15 protein-coding genes, 1 tRNA gene and 1 pseudogene are annotated in these 14173 nt (G+C 67.5%); 12 read left to right on the top strand and 5 right to left on the bottom strand.

Going from position 1 to position 14173, the window contains the following annotated elements; all coding sequences use genetic code 11:
- Nucleotides 1–23 precede the first annotated feature (23 nt).
- From E3O57_RS17870 to E3O57_RS17835, 8 genes are all read left to right on the top strand, one after another.
- The gene (locus tag E3O57_RS17870) at nucleotides 24–524 is read left to right on the top strand and encodes a DUF6328 family protein (protein ID WP_103460262.1); all 501 of its coding nucleotides are present in this window, start codon (nucleotides 24–26) and stop codon (nucleotides 522–524) included.
- A 43-nt stretch (nucleotides 525–567) separates the two neighbouring features.
- Nucleotides 568–1284, top strand: a complete 717-nt coding sequence (locus E3O57_RS17865; protein ID WP_103479997.1) for an MBL fold metallo-hydrolase — start codon at nucleotides 568–570, stop codon at nucleotides 1282–1284.
- Between the two features lie 59 nt (nucleotides 1285–1343).
- Complete coding sequence (locus E3O57_RS17860) at nucleotides 1344–1832, top strand: toxin-antitoxin system HicB family antitoxin (protein ID WP_088457638.1); 489 nt, start codon at nucleotides 1344–1346, stop codon at nucleotides 1830–1832.
- Between the two features lie 108 nt (nucleotides 1833–1940).
- Complete coding sequence (locus tag E3O57_RS17855) at nucleotides 1941–2786, top strand: DUF4097 family beta strand repeat-containing protein (protein WP_103460264.1); 846 nt, start codon at nucleotides 1941–1943, stop codon at nucleotides 2784–2786.
- A gap of 31 nt (nucleotides 2787–2817) precedes the next feature.
- A complete protein-coding gene (locus tag E3O57_RS17850; RefSeq protein WP_103479996.1) occupies nucleotides 2818–3789 on the top strand; it encodes an ATP-binding cassette domain-containing protein in 972 nt (323 codons plus the stop codon).
- A 3-nt stretch (nucleotides 3790–3792) separates the two neighbouring features.
- The gene (locus E3O57_RS17845; protein ID WP_103479995.1) at nucleotides 3793–4632 is read left to right on the top strand and encodes an ABC transporter permease; all 840 of its coding nucleotides are present in this window, start codon (nucleotides 3793–3795) and stop codon (nucleotides 4630–4632) included.
- 67 nt (nucleotides 4633–4699) lie between these two features.
- Nucleotides 4700–5161: a GNAT family N-acetyltransferase gene (locus E3O57_RS17840; RefSeq protein WP_088457634.1), complete on the top strand. Its 462-nt coding sequence runs from the start codon at nucleotides 4700–4702 to the stop codon at nucleotides 5159–5161.
- Between the two features lie 69 nt (nucleotides 5162–5230).
- Nucleotides 5231–6115, top strand: a complete 885-nt coding sequence (locus E3O57_RS17835) for a carbohydrate kinase family protein (RefSeq protein ID WP_103460267.1) — start codon at nucleotides 5231–5233, stop codon at nucleotides 6113–6115.
- A 25-nt stretch (nucleotides 6116–6140) separates the two neighbouring features.
- On the opposite strand, the gene E3O57_RS17830 is transcribed toward E3O57_RS17835, so the two are convergent.
- Nucleotides 6141–6380 (bottom strand): hypothetical protein, encoded by a 240-nt coding sequence (locus E3O57_RS17830; RefSeq protein ID WP_088457632.1) that lies wholly within the window; start codon nucleotides 6378–6380, stop codon nucleotides 6141–6143.
- Nucleotides 6381–6542: 162 nt separating this feature from the next.
- Between E3O57_RS17830 and E3O57_RS17825 the strand changes: the two genes are divergently transcribed.
- The gene (locus E3O57_RS17825; RefSeq protein ID WP_103479994.1) at nucleotides 6543–7553 is read left to right on the top strand and encodes a LacI family DNA-binding transcriptional regulator; all 1011 of its coding nucleotides are present in this window, start codon (nucleotides 6543–6545) and stop codon (nucleotides 7551–7553) included.
- On the opposite strand, the gene E3O57_RS17820 is transcribed toward E3O57_RS17825, so the two are convergent.
- Nucleotides 7550–9091 carry a glycoside hydrolase family 43 protein gene (locus E3O57_RS17820; RefSeq protein ID WP_103479993.1) on the bottom strand — a complete coding sequence of 514 codons (1542 nt, stop codon included), beginning with the start codon at nucleotides 9089–9091 and terminating at the stop codon, nucleotides 7550–7552. The genes E3O57_RS17825 and E3O57_RS17820 overlap by 4 nt on opposite strands.
- Nucleotides 9092–9222: 131 nt before the next feature.
- Between E3O57_RS17820 and E3O57_RS17815 the strand changes: the two genes are divergently transcribed.
- From E3O57_RS17815 to E3O57_RS17805, 3 genes are all read left to right on the top strand, one after another.
- A complete protein-coding gene (locus tag E3O57_RS17815) occupies nucleotides 9223–10578 on the top strand; it encodes an ABC transporter substrate-binding protein (protein WP_103479992.1) in 1356 nt (451 codons plus the stop codon).
- 76 nt (nucleotides 10579–10654) lie between these two features.
- Nucleotides 10655–11614, top strand: coding sequence for a carbohydrate ABC transporter permease (locus E3O57_RS17810; RefSeq protein WP_103479991.1), 960 nt, complete (start codon nucleotides 10655–10657; stop codon nucleotides 11612–11614).
- Complete coding sequence (locus tag E3O57_RS17805; protein ID WP_103460271.1) at nucleotides 11611–12522, top strand: carbohydrate ABC transporter permease; 912 nt, start codon at nucleotides 11611–11613, stop codon at nucleotides 12520–12522. The genes E3O57_RS17810 and E3O57_RS17805 overlap by 4 nt, the downstream gene beginning before the upstream one ends.
- Nucleotides 12523–12532: 10 nt before the next feature.
- On the opposite strand, the pseudogene E3O57_RS17800 reads toward E3O57_RS17805, so the two are convergent.
- The 3 genes and pseudogenes from E3O57_RS17800 to E3O57_RS17790 all read right to left on the bottom strand — a co-directional run bounded on the left by E3O57_RS17800 (nucleotide 12533) and on the right by E3O57_RS17790 (nucleotide 14107).
- Nucleotides 12533–13505, bottom strand: a pseudogene (locus E3O57_RS17800) (DUF2804 domain-containing protein).
- The gene (locus E3O57_RS17795; protein ID WP_103479990.1) at nucleotides 13502–14005 is read right to left on the bottom strand and encodes a hypothetical protein; all 504 of its coding nucleotides are present in this window, start codon (nucleotides 14003–14005) and stop codon (nucleotides 13502–13504) included. The pseudogene E3O57_RS17800 and the gene E3O57_RS17795 overlap by 4 nt, the downstream one beginning before the upstream one ends.
- Nucleotides 14006–14033: 28 nt before the next feature.
- Nucleotides 14034–14107, bottom strand: a tRNA-Gly gene (locus E3O57_RS17790).
- Nucleotides 14108–14173: the final 66 nt, after the last annotated feature.

Genomic DNA, 14173 nt, shown 5'->3' with positions numbered 1-14173 from the left:
TCTCTTCACGGAAGGTTCAGCCCATGTCGCACTCCTCTCCGGTTCCGGACGTACCCGGCGGCGCCCCCGACGGTCGCGGCGAAACCCCGAATGAGCGTCTGGACCGCAACTGGAATGAGCTGCTCCAGGAGCTCAGGGTCATCCAAACTGGAACCCAGATTCTCACCGGCTTCCTCCTGGCCGCGGTCTTCCAGTCCCGGTTCGAGGACCTCGATGCGTTTCAGCGCGACATCTATCTGGTCCTGGTCGCGACCTCGGTTCTGACGACCCTGGTGGGCCTGGCTCCGGTGAGCCTGCATCGAGTGCTGTTCCGCAAGCACGCGAAGAGCCGCATCATCCGATACACCGACTATTTCGTGCAGGCCACGCTCGCCGGGGTCGCCATCACGGTCGCCGGCATCGGGCTGCTCATCTTCGATCTGGTGCTCGGCCGGGCGTGGGGTGTGGCCTTCGCGGCGTTCATCCTCGTCGTTGTCGCGCTGCTCTGGATTGTGGTGCCGCGCATCATCCGTCGTTCGGCCTGACATCCTGGCCGTTCGGCGCCACGAGCGGTACGGTCGAGCCATCATGAGACTAGGACCGCACCTTCACCGCATCGGCAACGACATCGTGGCCGTCTACCTCGTCGACACTCCCGAGGGGGTGACCGTGATCGATGCCGGACTCGCCGGCCAGTGGCGGGACCTCGTCGCCGAGCTGACCGGCATGGGGCGCACCCTCAGCGACGTCAAAGGCGTCATCCTCACGCACGGTGACGGCGATCACGTCGGCTTTGCCGAACGGCTCCGGCGTGATCACGGCGTGCCGGTCTACGTTCACCCGGGCGACGCGGCTCGCGCGAAGGGCGGCCCCAAGCCGGCGAACGGTCGCCAGTCGATGAAGCTGGGCGCCACCCTGGGCTTCGCGGCGTACTCCCTGCGCAAGGGCGGGATGCGCACCACCTACCTGACCGAGACCGTGGACGCGAACGACGGAGACACGCTGGACCTGCCCGGTGCGCCCCGAATCATCGGCCTGCCCGGGCATTCCGAGGGCAGCATCGCGATCCATGTGCCGATTGCAGACGCCGTTTTCGTGGGCGATGGGCTCACGACCCGTCACGTACTCACGGGCAAGACGGGGCCTCAGCCGGCGCCGTTCACGGATGAGCCGGAGCAGGCGATCGCATCGCTTCGCGCCATTCTCCCCACGGGGGCCACCTGGGTGCTGCCCGGACACGGCACCCCGTGGAACGCCGGCGTTGCGGCGGCCGTCACCGCCGTAGAGAAGGCCGCCCGGGTCTGACGCCAACTCAGACACCACCAATGCTTGACGTGACACCATCGTGGTGTCATGATGGTGGCATGGAACTTGGACCGTACGTCAATGACCTTCAGCGTCAGCTGGTGGATGCCGCGGAGAACGGTGCGGAGGACACTCGCGCCGTCGCCGAGCGCCTCGCCGCCGGGCTGGATGCAGCGGCGCGGCTCGTGCTCCTCGATGTGCTGTCGGCCGCGGTGGGCGAAATTACCCGCGACCTCGCCCCCGGCTCCGTCGACCTGCGGCTGCGCGGCCGCGAGATCGAGTTCGTCGTCACTGCGCCGAACACCGAGCCGGAGAGCGACGAGCGGCCCGCCGCATCCGTCGACCTCGACGAGGCGAGCACCTCTCGCACCACCCTCCGTCTGCCGGACGCTCTCAAGGCGCGGGTGGACGAAGCGGCGGCGGCCGACGGTCTGTCGGTGAACACCTGGCTGGTGCGTGCGACGGCGGCCGCTCTGCAACCCAAGCAACGCCGTTCCGTGCAGCGCACCCTGCGCACCGGCGACAACTTCGCGGGCTGGGCGCGCTAACCCGCCCAGCACGCTGAATACTCCAACCACGCGCACCCGCGGGGTCGGTCCGTCGTACCCACATTGCACAGCCCACATTGCACAGCCCACAGAGAGGGACGCATCAGCATGCCCACCTACAACACCCCCAACCCGATCGACCTCGCCATCCATCTGCCGGTCGGCGCAATCGACGTCGTCGCCAGCGACCGAACCGACACCGTCGTGACGGTGTCACCCACCAGCCCGGCCAGGGCAGTCGACCGCCGCGGTGCCGAGGAGACCAGAGTGGACTTCGACGGCCAGCGTCTCACCGTCACCGGCCCGAAGCCCCGCTTCAGCATCATCGGCCCCAGCGAGTCGGTGGACGTGCTCATCGAGCTGCCGATGGGATCGCGGCTCACTGCCGAGATTTCATCGGGCAATGTGCGCGCAACCGGACGCCTCGGCGCCACCCGGATCAAATGCTCGAACGGTGCGGCGGAGGTCGATACCACCGGCGACCTGTGGCTGCGCGCCGGCAACGGCAACGCCACCGTCGGCGCCGCCGAGGGAGACATCGAGATCACCGCCGATCACGGTCAGCTCCGGATCGGCACTGTCACCGGCAACGCGATCCTCAAGGCATCGCACGGCAACATCTCGGTGGGGGAGTCCGGCGGCGATCTCGACGCGAAGCTCTCCTACGGCGACCTCGAGATCACCCGGGCGCTCGCCGCCGTGTCGGCGAAAACCGCCTACGGCAGCATCCAGCTGGGAGAGATCTCGAGCGGGTCGGTGCAGGTCGAGAGCGGCTTCGGCCAGGTCAGCATCGGTGTGCGTCCCGGCGTTCCCGCCTGGCTCGACCTGGCCTCCAAGAACGGCCGCCTGCGCAACGAGCTCGACGGCGACAGTGCCCCAGACCCGTCCGAGCAGACCGTGGCGGTGCGTGCGCGCACCGCGTTCGGCGACATCGGCATCCACCGCGCGCGCTGAGTGCGCGCACCGAAGCGAAGGGTAGAACATCATGACCACCACCGCGATCGCCGTGCAGGGATTGCGTAAGTCCTACGGCAGCAAGACCGTTCTCGACGACGTCGACCTCACCGTGAAGGCGGGCACCGTGACCGCGCTGCTCGGCCCGAACGGCGCCGGTAAGACCACCACCGTGCACATCCTCTCCACGCTCGTGCGGGCGGATGCCGGCACCCTCACCGTCGCGGGATGCGACGTTTCGCGCGACCCCGACGGTGTGCGCGCGGCGATCGGACTCACCGGCCAGTTCTCCGCGGTCGACGGCCTGCTCACCGGCGAGGAGAACCTCCTGCTGATGGCCCGGCTGCGTCACCTCGGCGCGAAACGCTCGAAGTCGCGGGTGGCCGAACTGCTCGAGCAGTTCGACCTCGTCGAGGCCGCGCGCAAGCCACTCGCCACCTACTCCGGCGGCATGCGCCGCCGCCTCGACCTCGCGATGACCCTGGTCCAGGCGCCGAGCGTGATCTTCCTTGACGAGCCCACCACGGGCCTGGACCCGCGCAGCAGGCACACCATGTGGGACATCGTGCGTGGCCTGGTGTCGGAGGGCACCACGGTCTTGCTCACCACCCAGCACCTCGAGGAGGCGGACCAGCTCGCGGACCACATCGCGGTGCTCGACGGCGGTCGCATCGTCGCCGACGGCACGCCCGACGAGCTCAAGAGCCTCGTACCGGGCGGTCACATCCGGCTTCGCTTTGCGGATGCCGCGGCGCTGGACAGCGCCGCCCGCCTGCTCAATCAGTCGGCTCGCGATGGCTCTGCTCGTGATGACGCCGGACTGGTGCTCACCGTGCCCAGCGCCGGCGGCGTCGGCGCGCTGCGCGCCGTGCTGGACCGCCTCGACGCGGCCCATCTCGAGGTCGACGACCTCAGCATCCACACCCCGGACCTTGATGACGTGTTCTTCGCGCTGACCGGCACGAAGGAATCGTCCGGCCGGGCCGATTCGAAGGGAACTTAAGTCATGACCACCATCACCGCCCCGCGCCCGACCGTGCAGGGCAGCCGTCATCGGTCCTATGTCGTGACCGACGCGATCACAATGCTGCGCCGCAACCTGCTGCACATGATTCGCTACCCGGGCCTGTCAGTGTTCACCATCGTGGGTCCGGTGGTGATCCTGCTGATGTTCGTGTTCGTCTTCGGCGGCACCCTCGGGGCCGGCCTGCCGGGCGTGGACCCGGCCGGCGGGAGGGCGGCGTACCTCGCCTACGTGATGCCGGGCATCCTGGCGATCACCATCGCCGGCACCGCCGGCGGCACCGCCACGACGGTCTCGATGGACATGACCGAGGGCATCACCGCGAGGTTTCGCACCATGGCGATCTCCCGCGCGGCGGTGCTCGCCGGGCACGTGCTCGGCAACACCATCCAGGCGATCATCGCCGTCGCGCTGGTGCTCGGCGTCGGTGTCCTGATCGGGTTCCGGCCCACCGCCACCCCCATCGAGTGGCTCGCCACCTTCGGCCTGATCGCGCTGATCGCCTTCGCGATCACCTGGATCGCCGTGGGGATGGGCATGCAGGCCAAATCGGTGGAGACGGCGAGCAACCTGCCGCTCCTGCTGGTTTTGCTGCCGTTCCTCGGCAGCGGCTTCGTACCGACCGAGTCGATGCCGGCCGGGCTGCAGTGGTTCGCGGAGTACCAGCCGTTCACGCCGATCGTGGAGACCCTCCGCGGGCTGCTGCTCGGCACCCCGCTCGGTTGGAACGCTGTGCTCGCGGTCGGCTGGTGCGTGGTGATCACGGTCATCGGCTACGCCTGGTCGATGATCATCTACGAGCGCAAGTCGGTGCGTTCCTAGTCACGCCGCCCGGGCTCTCGCGAGTTGACTTGCGGATCGCGATGAACCGCCCCAGTAACCTGGGCCCATGTCGTCCCTCACTCCAGTGTCGCCCGGCGATACGGCCGACCTGACCGACTTCCTCCGCGAGGTAGATCTGACGCTGAGCGGGCTTGACGCTCCCACGGTGCACCTCTGGATCGAACGGGATGCGGTCGGCAGCATCGTGGCGTGCACGGGATTCGAGCTCAGCGATGACCAGGAGCACGCGCTCATTCGGAGCGTGGCGGTTCATCCACTCACCCAGCGAACCGGCGAGGGCACCCGGCTGGCCCTGTTCGCCCTGGCGCGGGCTGCTGAAAGCGGAGCGCAGCGGGCGTGGCTGTTCAGTCGACGGTCCGGGCCTTTCTGGCAGAAACTGGGCTTCGAGGCTGCCGACCGCGACGACCTCGCCAGGGCGCTCGCCGGTACCCACCAGGTGCAACACTTCGTCCAATCCGGCCAGCTCAGCCGTGAGGTTGCGTGGTCTCGCCCGCTCCGAGCCGGGTAGGGACCGGCAAAAATCCGCACCGGCTGTGGCACATCGAGTCGCCAAGCGGCCGTGCCGTAGCCTGAGCGGATGAGCAGAGCATCCGCTGGGGGCGCCATCGGCGCGGGTCACATCGTTGTATGCGGACCGGTGTCGTGGAACACCCTCGTCTACCTCGACCAGCTGCCGGAGCCGCGCCCGCACGTCACGTTCGCCCTCGAGGATTTCCAGACCGTCGGTGGCACCTCCGCGGGAAAGGCGCTGCACCTGACCGGGCTCGGGCGGGCTGTCGAATGCCAGACCCTGCTCGGCGACGACGACACGTCAAGACGGGTGCGTTCCGTTCTCGAGGCGGCGGGAATCCAGGTGACCGCGTCGGTGGTGCCGGGTGCCGGCGAACGACACCTGAACCTGATGACCCGGGCGGGGGAGCGGGTCTCCGTGTACCTCTCGGTGCCGGCGTTCACCGAACCCGACGTCGCCCAGTTCACGGCGTTGAGCCGGGGCGCCGCAGCCCTGGTGATGGACCTCTCCCAAACCTCCCGAGCCCTGCTCCCCACGGCTATCGCGGCCGGCGTCCCCGTCTGGACCGATGTCCACGACTATGACGGCCGGTCCGAGTTCCACGAGCCCTTCATCCGGGCGGCCGACTACATCTTCATGAATGCCGACGGCATGAGCGATCCGTCGGCGTTCATGCGGGCCCGTGTGGCGGCCGGCACCACGGCCGTCGTGTGCACGCTCGGCGCAGAGGGCGCCATGGCCGTCGACGCCGAGGGCCTGCACCGGGTGGCTGCCGTGCCCGTTCAGGTGCGGGACACGAACGGCGCCGGCGATGCATTCTTCGCGGGTTTTCTCGACGCCACCCTGTCAGGCGCCTCCACGGAGGCGGCGCTCGCCGCGGGCGCCGACCAGGCGACAGTTGCTCTGCGCACGAAACACCTGCACCCGGCGTTGGAGACGCTGTTTCCCTAGCTCGCGGGGTCAGGGGGCGATGCGCCTACTCCTTCGAGAAGGCGTTCGGTTCGAGGCCCGCGATGCGACGGGCGTGCTCCTGAAGCGCCTCGTCAGTCACCTGGTGGCCGCCGTCGGCGAAGCGTTGGCGTAATGCAACCAAGACCTGGGCCTCGTCGTGACCGGCCAGGTCCGCTTCCTGCTGCAACAGGATGCCCGCCACTTTGTCGTCCTCGGTTGTGCTGTGCTGGGCCTGAATCGGTTCGTCCTGGGTGTCGCCGGGCATGCTGTCCTCCGTTGGCAGAAACTCGTGGGGACCATTGTGCCTCACGAAGCTCCGAGCGGACGCAGGATTGTGCACCATGACACAGCCAGGCCCATCGACGGAGGTGTGCGAGGATCGACGAAGAGTGCTGAACCGCGGCACGTGAAGCGGGATGGAGGCAGCATGGCAAGGCCACCAGGCATGGTTGATGTCGCCCGGCTTGCCGGTGTCTCCCATGTCACAGTGTCCCGTGTCCTGAACGGGTATCCGCCGGTGCGGCCGGAGACCCGCGAACGAGTGCAGGCCGCCATCGACGAGCTCGGTTACCGTCGCAACAGCATCGCCCGCGCCCTGAAGAGCGGACGGTCGGCGACGATTGGTGTGGTGATCGCGGGCTCAGAGCTCTTCGAGCTGCCCCGGGTGCTGCTCGGCATCGAGACCGAGGCCAAGGCGGCCGGATACTGGGTCAATCTCGCCAGCTGGCACGGTGGCGACACGGCCGACCTCGAAGAGGCGCTGAGCCGGTTGACCGACCAATCCGTGGAGGCGATCGCTGTGATCGCCGACCGTCCGGTCGCGGTGGAGGCGCTCGAGAACGTGAAGATCACCGTTCCGACCGCCGTCGTGATGTCGGGTCAGGTGGAACGGGCCGGTCTCGGCTTCGTGGAGCTCGATCAGCAGCTCGGCGCCCGACTGGCCGTTCGTCACCTGCTCGATCTCGGTCACACCGACGTCGTGCACCTCAGTGGAGCGCTACGTACCTACGACGCCAGGGCGCGCGTCGAAGGCTGGCGGGACGAGCTGGCGAAGGCCGACGTCGCTGCCCCTGTGGTTCTCGAGGGCGACTTCACCGCCGAGAGCGGTTTTCAGCTGGCCAGTCAACTTGTCGAGCGTGGCGGACCACTGCCGACGGCCATCTTCGCCGGCAACGATCAGATGGCCATGGGCGTGCTCGCAGCATTCGCTCAACACGGCATCCGCGTGCCCACCGACGTTTCCCTGGTCGGGTTCGACGACATGGCGGGGGCCGGCTTCCTGGTGCCGGCGCTCACGACAGTGCGTCAGGACTTCGTGACCCTCGGTGCCCTCTCCATCCGGATGCTCATGGGCATGCTCCAGGGTGAAGCGCCGGCGATCGAGCGGATCCCGCCGGATCTGATCGTGCGCGCCAGCACCCTGCCGCCGTCCCGCTAGCAAGCTCCGGTGTAGGTGAACCCGGTGAACCGGGCGGACGCGATCGTCGGTTGCCCGTTCGACGTGGCGTACGGGCCCAGCACGACGCCCACAAACCCGCCCACACGTTCCGTGCTGAGGTGCCGCCCGTCAACCCGCCCTAGTGGGCGCGGTTCCAGGTCATCGACGGTCGCGAACTCCACGACGTAGCCCAGCCCTACGGCGCCGACGACGATTCGCACGGCACCGTCGGGCACGCTCACCCGGTTGCACTCCGTGCGCACGCTTCCGGCGACCACCGTGAGTACGATCTCGCGCCCATCCTGACCTCGCTGCACCGTGACGGTGGCGTACCCGGTTGCCCCCTGATGGATTGCGTAGCCGGCTTCCTCGCCGGTCGCGGTCGGCTCGAAATCGACCACGAGCGACGAGGTGAACTCCGGATGCGCGTGCCGCCGCCCGAGGAAGGCCGGCCGGCCGACGCCAGCCAGGGTGTCGGGCCGAAGCGCGAGGGTGAAATCGCCGGTGGGATCCGCCACGGCGGGCAGTTCACGCAGCGAGACCCAGCCCAGGCCAGGGCGGCTCGGGGCCGATCGAACCGCCGTCACGGCGGCATCCGGTCCGGCCGCCAAACTGATGCGGGGACGTTCGTCGACGCTGCGCACTTCCCCGATTCCGGGCGCGAAGACCGGGCCCCACGGGGTCCAGTCCACGCGTACCAGGAAGACCTCCCGGCCCAAGAGGTGGTAGCCGGAGACCGGGCGGGTGGCGAGGAGTACCGCCCAGGTCTCGCCATCCGCGGTGTCGACGAGGTCGGCGTGACCGACGTTCTGGATGGGCGTATCGGGGGCCAGGTGACGATGCGTGAGCAGGGGATTGCGGGGGTCACCGAGGTAGGGCCCGGTCACGGTCTCGGCGCGGGCCACGGTGACGGCGTGGTTGCCCTCGGTTCCGCCCTCGGCGGCCACCAGGTAGTACGCGCCGTCCCGCCGGTAGAGGTGCGGGGCCTCGACCCAGGCGCCGCGCATCGCGCCGTGCCACAGGATGTGACTGGGCCCCACCAGCCGCAACGTGGTGAGGTCGAGTTCCCGCATCCAGAGCTCGCCGGGGCCCGTGACCGCCGGTTCGGCCGCATCGCGGCAGCCAGTGAACCAACACCGACCGTCATCATCGAAGAAGAGGGAGGGATCGATGCCCTCGGCCTCGAGCACAACCGGGTCGGACCACGGCCCGTCCGGTTCGGCGGCCGTCGCGAGGATGGTCGTGGCCCCCTGCCGACCGCGGGTGATGGTCGTGACCACGTAGAAGAGCCCGGCATGATGGCGGATCGTCGGCGCCCACAGGCCGTCCGAGACGTGGAGGCCGGCGAGGTCGATGACGCCAGGCCGGTCGAACACGTGACCGATCGGCTCCCAATCGATCAGGTTCGTGCTGTGGAAGATCGGGATGCCTGGCAGGAACGTGAACGAGGAGACCGCGAGGTAGTAGTCGTCGCCCACCCGGCAGACCGAGGGGTCCGGGTGGAAGCCGGAGATGACGGGGTTCGAGAAGACAGGCATGGGTTCCCTTGGGAGACAAAAAGCAGGCTTGACAGAATGACAACGTTAACATCACTATAGATCTCGGCACCACAAGCCACCCAACGCATCCGGCATCCGTCGGAGCGATGACACGTCGAAGGAGATGTGGGATGTCTACTGCCCAGGCCCAGGGATTGAATGCCCGGAGCGGAATCCGGCCCCGCCGCGCGCTCACAATCGGCGGGATCGTGGCGACCGCCGCGCTCGCATTCACGCTGTCCGGCTGCTCCAGCGCCGCCGAGTCCCCCTCGGACGGACCGGTCACATTGGAGTTCTGGACCTACAGCCTCAAGGGCGGTGACCCCGCCGCGGAGGCCATCATCGACACCTACGAAAAGGCCAATCCCGGCGTCACCATCAAGCTCTCTGAGGTCGGCGGAACCGCCGAGACCTCCTCCAAGCTGCTCGCCGCCGACCGCGCAAACGAGACCCCCGACGTCGTACAGGTCGAGTACCGCGCGCTGCCGTCGCTGGTTGTTGCCGGCGTTGTGAAAGACATCACCGCCGACGTCGCCGACTCGAAGGATGCCGTCGACGAGAACGTGTGGGAGCTCACCACCCTGAACGAGCAGGTGTACGGCGTGCCGCAGGACATCGGGCCGATGATGTTCACCTACCGGGCCGATCTGTTCGAGCAGTACGGGGCCAAGGTCCCGACCACTTGGGCCGAGTACGCCGAGGCCGCGGCAGTGATTCGCGCCGCGGACCCGACCGCCTACATCGCGAGCTTCTCGGCGACGCAGTTCGAATTCTTCGCCGCCCATGCCGCCCAGGCCGGAGCCGAGTGGTGGACCAACGACGGCGAGTCCTGGACCGTCGGCATCGACAGCGAGGAGTCCCTGGCCACCGCCGACTACTGGCAGGACCTCGTGGATAGGGATCTGGTCATCGTCGAGCCGCTGCTCACCCCGGAGTGGAACGCTCAGGTCAACTCGGGCAAGATCCTCAGCTGGGCAGCCGCGTCGTGGGTGCCGAGCGTCATCTACTCCGTCGCACCCGACACCGCAGGCAAGTGGGAATCCGCGCCGCTGCCGCAGTGGACGCCCGGCGATGCGGCCGTGTCGTTCCAGGGTGGATCCACCTTCCTCGTGCCCGAGAAGTCCAAGAACGCCAAGGCGGCCGCAGAGTTCGCGGCCTGGCTCGGTGCCTCAGACGAAGGCTCGGAGCTCCTGTTGAGCCTGGACATCTACCCGGGCGGAAACGCCGGTCGAGAAGCGACACTTACCGCCGATCCGCCCAAGCTGATGCCGCAACAGACCGACTTCTACGCGGTCGCCGACCAGGTCATCACGGACACAACCATCCCGGTGACCTGGGGACCGAACGTGAACGTGGCCCAGACGGCGCTCGGTGACGCACTCAATGCCGCCGCGCTGAACAAGGAATCGTTCCGTGACGTGTACAAGGCCACCCAGGCCACCGTGGTCGAAGACCTCGAGAAGCAGGGCTACACAGTCTCAGAGTGATCCGGTTCCGGGGGCGGGGTCACCGCCCCCGGAACCACCCGCAGCTGCCGCCTCCAACCCCAGATCAGGACCGACTATGACCGTCACCGTCGCCCGGACCCCACCGCTCACCGACCGACCGAAGCCCGCACGCCGGCGCTCCCACCGCAGCTCCCTGGTGCCGTGGATGTTCGCCGTTCCGGCGATCCTGTTTTTCGTGGTGTTCCTGATCATCCCGATCGGGTACTCCATCTACCTCAGCTTCCGCGGCTTCCGCGTCGAGGGCGGCGGGGCATTCGGCCGCCGCGTCGAGACCTGGATCGGCTTCGACAACTACGCCGCGGCCCTCACCGATCCCGAATTCGTGGCAGGGCTCGGCCGGGTTCTCATTTACGGCGTCATCGCCATCCCGAGCGTGCTCGGGCTGGCCCTGCTGTTCGCGCTCCTCCTCGACACGCCCCGAGTGCGCGCCCGCAGCTTCTCGCGCACCGCGATCTTCATCCCGTACGCCGTGCCTGGGGTGATCGCGAGTCTGCTGTGGGGCTTCCTGTATTTGCCCAGCACCAGCCCGGTCAACTTCATCGCACGCGAACTCGGTGCCGGGCCGCTGGACTTCTTCGGCTACCCCGCCCTGTATTTCTCCCTCGCGAACATTGCGCTGTGGTCGGGGGTGGGTTTCAACATGATCATCATCTACACCTCGCTGCGTGCCATCCCGTCGGAGATCTACGAGGCTGCCCGCATCGACGGAGCCAACGAGCTGCAGATCGCCTGGCGCATCAAGGTGCCGCTCGTCTCTCCCGCGCTCGTGCTCACCGGGCTGTTCTCGGTGATCGGAACCCTCCAGCTCTATAGCGAGCCCGCGACGCTGCGCCCGATGACCACCACCATCTCGTCTACCTGGGTGCCACTGATGAAGATCTACCAAGAGGCGTTCATGAACGACAACCTCGGCGGGGCGGCAGCGGCGTCGGTCGTGCTGGCGGGCGGCATCCTGCTGTTCTCGCTCGTCCTGCTCCGCTTCTTCCAGCGTCGAACCTTCGGAGAAAACTCATGAGCACCCTCACTCGCTCCCGCACTGCCCCACCACGGCCAGGCTCCCGCCGCATTGATGGCCGCGGCACGGTCAAGCGACGCGCGTCCACCCCGCGGCTGGCCACCACGGTGCTGCTGCTGGGCGCGCTGTACTGCCTGATCCCCGTCGCGTGGGTGGTGATTGCCTCTTCCAAGTCGCCCCGTGAACTGTTCACCACGTTCTCGTTTTCTCCGGGCAGCGGCTTCATCGACAACCTGGTCAGCCTGAACGACTACGCCGGCGGGCAGTTCTGGCAATGGGGCCTCAACAGCCTGCTCTACGCCGGCGTCGGCGCGCTCGCGTCGACCCTCGTCTCGGCGATGGCCGGCTACGCGCTCGCGAAGTTCCGCTTTGCCGGTCGCGACCTGCTTTTCGCGGTCATCCTCGCCGGGGTGCTGGTGCCCGGCATCGTGCTGGCGGTGCCGCAGTACCTGCTTCTGGCCAGCGTCGGAATCGCCGGCTCGTATTGGTCGGTCTTGCTGCCCGTCATCATCAACCCGTTCGGGATCTTCCTCTGCCGGGTATTCGCCGCGGCGGCCGTGCCCGACGACACCCTCGAGGCAGCCCGACTCGACGGTGCCAGCGAGGTGCGGATCTTCGGTGCGATCGCGCTGCCGATGATGTCTCAGGGGCTCGTGACGGTGTTCCTGCTCCAGTTCGTGGGCATCTGGAACAACTTCCTGCTCCCGTTCATCATGCTTTCCGACCAGAGCAAGTACCCCGTCACACTCGGTCTGTACACGTTCCTTTCCAAGGGCGCGGGCGACAGTGACCTCTACCCCCTGGTGATCATGGGCTCGGCGGTCTCGATCATCCCGCTGATCATCCTGCTTCTGGTGCTGCAGCGATTCTGGCGGGCGGACCTCCTGGCCGGCGGCCTCAAGGGTTGAGCAGTCGCTCCTACCAGCGGTTGCGCACGTCTTCCGCCCAGCCCAACAGATCGTCGACCCGGATGCGTCCCAGGTCGGTGTCGACCCAGCCTGAATAGTGGCCGAAACACTGGTGACCGCGGCTGCCGAAGACCAGAAGCTCGGTCTTGCTGGCATGGTCCCAGAACGGGTCGAAACGCAGGTCGAGGCTCGCTCCGTGAATTCGCCACGGGGCGAGCCAGTCGGCTTCGTCGTAGACCCAGTCGAGTTCATCGCTGACCTTGTGGAGCGTTCCGTCGATGAGCACCGCGTTCTCGGTCGAACCGGTTCCGTCCGTCGACGATTCCCGACGCCGCGCCCCAATTCCAGGTCATCTTGTACGGCCAGCGACCGCGGCCGTGGTCGAGCACCGCCCAACTGTCGCCGGCCGGAAGCTCAAACCGGTCACCCTGGACCTCGACCCAGCCCTCGGCCGGACGGGCCACGTCTTTGACGGTGAACTGGAAGCGGCTCTGGGACCACGGAACCACGACGGCCAGCGCCTCGTGGCCGGCCGGACGCACGGCGGTGATGTCGAAGGCCACCCCCGCGGCGCGACCGCGCAGGCGGGTGCCGCCGGGTACCTCGTCGATGTCGATCGTGAGCGACCGGGTGCGCGCCCGGGCGGAAGAGGTGCCGAGGGATGCCGGCAGGGTGGCACTGGATCCCAGCGGTGCGACGGCGCCGCGTTCCATCGTCGTTCCCGATACGCGGTCGTAGATCAGGATGTTGTGCACCGCTGCGTAGTCGAGCGAGGACACGGTCAGAGTCACGATGTGGGTGGGCGTGGTGACGCCCCAATACTCCCAGCGCTTATTGCGGCCCCAGCTGCTGCGGCCGTCGATGCCTGCAGTGTCGTGCAGAGGCCTTCTGCTCCAACCGACGGCGGCGGGGTTGAGCCGCCCGTCGGGCAGGCACAGCGAAACCGACTCGGTGATCTCGCGCTCGACGATCGTGCGACTCATGGCGTTTCTCGCGCCAGAGCGGGCTGTCCCAATTCCATCGACACGTCTACTTTTAGGGCAGGGATAAAGGGAATCGCGATCTTCGGATTGACTATTCGGGTGCGTGCCCGCACCACCCCGACGATGGACACAACGAGGTGTCCGATCACAGCCGCCCACAGCAGCAAATCTGCCAGAAGAAGGGTGGGCGACGGCCCGCTCTCGCTTTCTCCAGTCAGAACGAGCCCGATGATCCCGTCGAATACCACAATGGCCGCCCCGATCGCTGCGACAAGCGTCACGGTCAGCACCCAGTTCGCTGCCCATCGGGAATTCTCCCGCACCAGCGAGTCCGGGTGCCGGCGGTTCTGAGCTGCGAAAATGCCAAGCAGAACCGGAGCAAGCAGCGCGCCGAACAACGGAACAAACCAGAGGAAACCGATTCCCCAAAAGCGGCGGCCGGACGCGTCCGGAACGGCCGAGTGCGCGAGTGGGATGTGCTCAGGAGGAAGAGTGCTCATGCCGGATTCTATTGGGCCGACCGAAGTTTGGAGCGGATGACGGGAATCGAACCCGCGCTATCAGCTTGGGAAGCTGAAGTTCTACCATTGAACTACATCCGCGCAGCTAAATCACTGCGATCCAGCCGGTCTGACGTGGCTAGAGTAACCGAGATTTGCACTTTATTC

Origin of the sequence: Cryobacterium sp. TMN-39-2, from assembly GCF_004402745.1 — a bacterium.
GTDB classification, from domain to species: domain Bacteria; phylum Actinomycetota; class Actinomycetes; order Actinomycetales; family Microbacteriaceae; genus Cryobacterium; species Cryobacterium zongtaii.
This window is presented reverse-complemented; position numbering and strand designations above follow the sequence as displayed.

What these genes read in the sequence shown, in the direction of transcription:
- E3O57_RS17870 (WP_103460262.1), top strand. Translation starts at nt 24, where the DNA reads ATGTCGCACTCCTCTCCGGTTCCGGACGTACCCGGCGGCGCCCCCGAC.
- E3O57_RS17865 (WP_103479997.1), top strand. Translation starts at nt 568, where the DNA reads ATGAGACTAGGACCGCACCTTCACCGCATCGGCAACGACATCGTGGCC.
- E3O57_RS17860 (WP_088457638.1), top strand. Translation starts at nt 1,344, where the DNA reads ATGGAACTTGGACCGTACGTCAATGACCTTCAGCGTCAGCTGGTGGAT.
- E3O57_RS17855 (WP_103460264.1), top strand. Translation starts at nt 1,941, where the DNA reads ATGCCCACCTACAACACCCCCAACCCGATCGACCTCGCCATCCATCTG.
- E3O57_RS17850 (WP_103479996.1), top strand. Translation starts at nt 2,818, where the DNA reads ATGACCACCACCGCGATCGCCGTGCAGGGATTGCGTAAGTCCTACGGC.
- E3O57_RS17845 (WP_103479995.1), top strand. Translation starts at nt 3,793, where the DNA reads ATGACCACCATCACCGCCCCGCGCCCGACCGTGCAGGGCAGCCGTCAT.
- E3O57_RS17840 (WP_088457634.1), top strand. Translation starts at nt 4,700, where the DNA reads ATGTCGTCCCTCACTCCAGTGTCGCCCGGCGATACGGCCGACCTGACC.
- E3O57_RS17835 (WP_103460267.1), top strand. Translation starts at nt 5,231, where the DNA reads ATGAGCAGAGCATCCGCTGGGGGCGCCATCGGCGCGGGTCACATCGTT.
- E3O57_RS17830 (WP_088457632.1), bottom strand. Translation starts at nt 6,380, where the DNA reads ATGCCCGGCGACACCCAGGACGAACCGATTCAGGCCCAGCACAGCACA.
- E3O57_RS17825 (WP_103479994.1), top strand. Translation starts at nt 6,543, where the DNA reads ATGGCAAGGCCACCAGGCATGGTTGATGTCGCCCGGCTTGCCGGTGTC.
- E3O57_RS17820 (WP_103479993.1), bottom strand. Translation starts at nt 9,091, where the DNA reads ATGCCTGTCTTCTCGAACCCCGTCATCTCCGGCTTCCACCCGGACCCC.
- E3O57_RS17815 (WP_103479992.1), top strand. Translation starts at nt 9,223, where the DNA reads ATGTCTACTGCCCAGGCCCAGGGATTGAATGCCCGGAGCGGAATCCGG.
- E3O57_RS17810 (WP_103479991.1), top strand. Translation starts at nt 10,655, where the DNA reads ATGACCGTCACCGTCGCCCGGACCCCACCGCTCACCGACCGACCGAAG.
- E3O57_RS17805 (WP_103460271.1), top strand. Translation starts at nt 11,611, where the DNA reads ATGAGCACCCTCACTCGCTCCCGCACTGCCCCACCACGGCCAGGCTCC.
- E3O57_RS17795 (WP_103479990.1), bottom strand. Translation starts at nt 14,005, where the DNA reads ATGAGCACTCTTCCTCCTGAGCACATCCCACTCGCGCACTCGGCCGTT.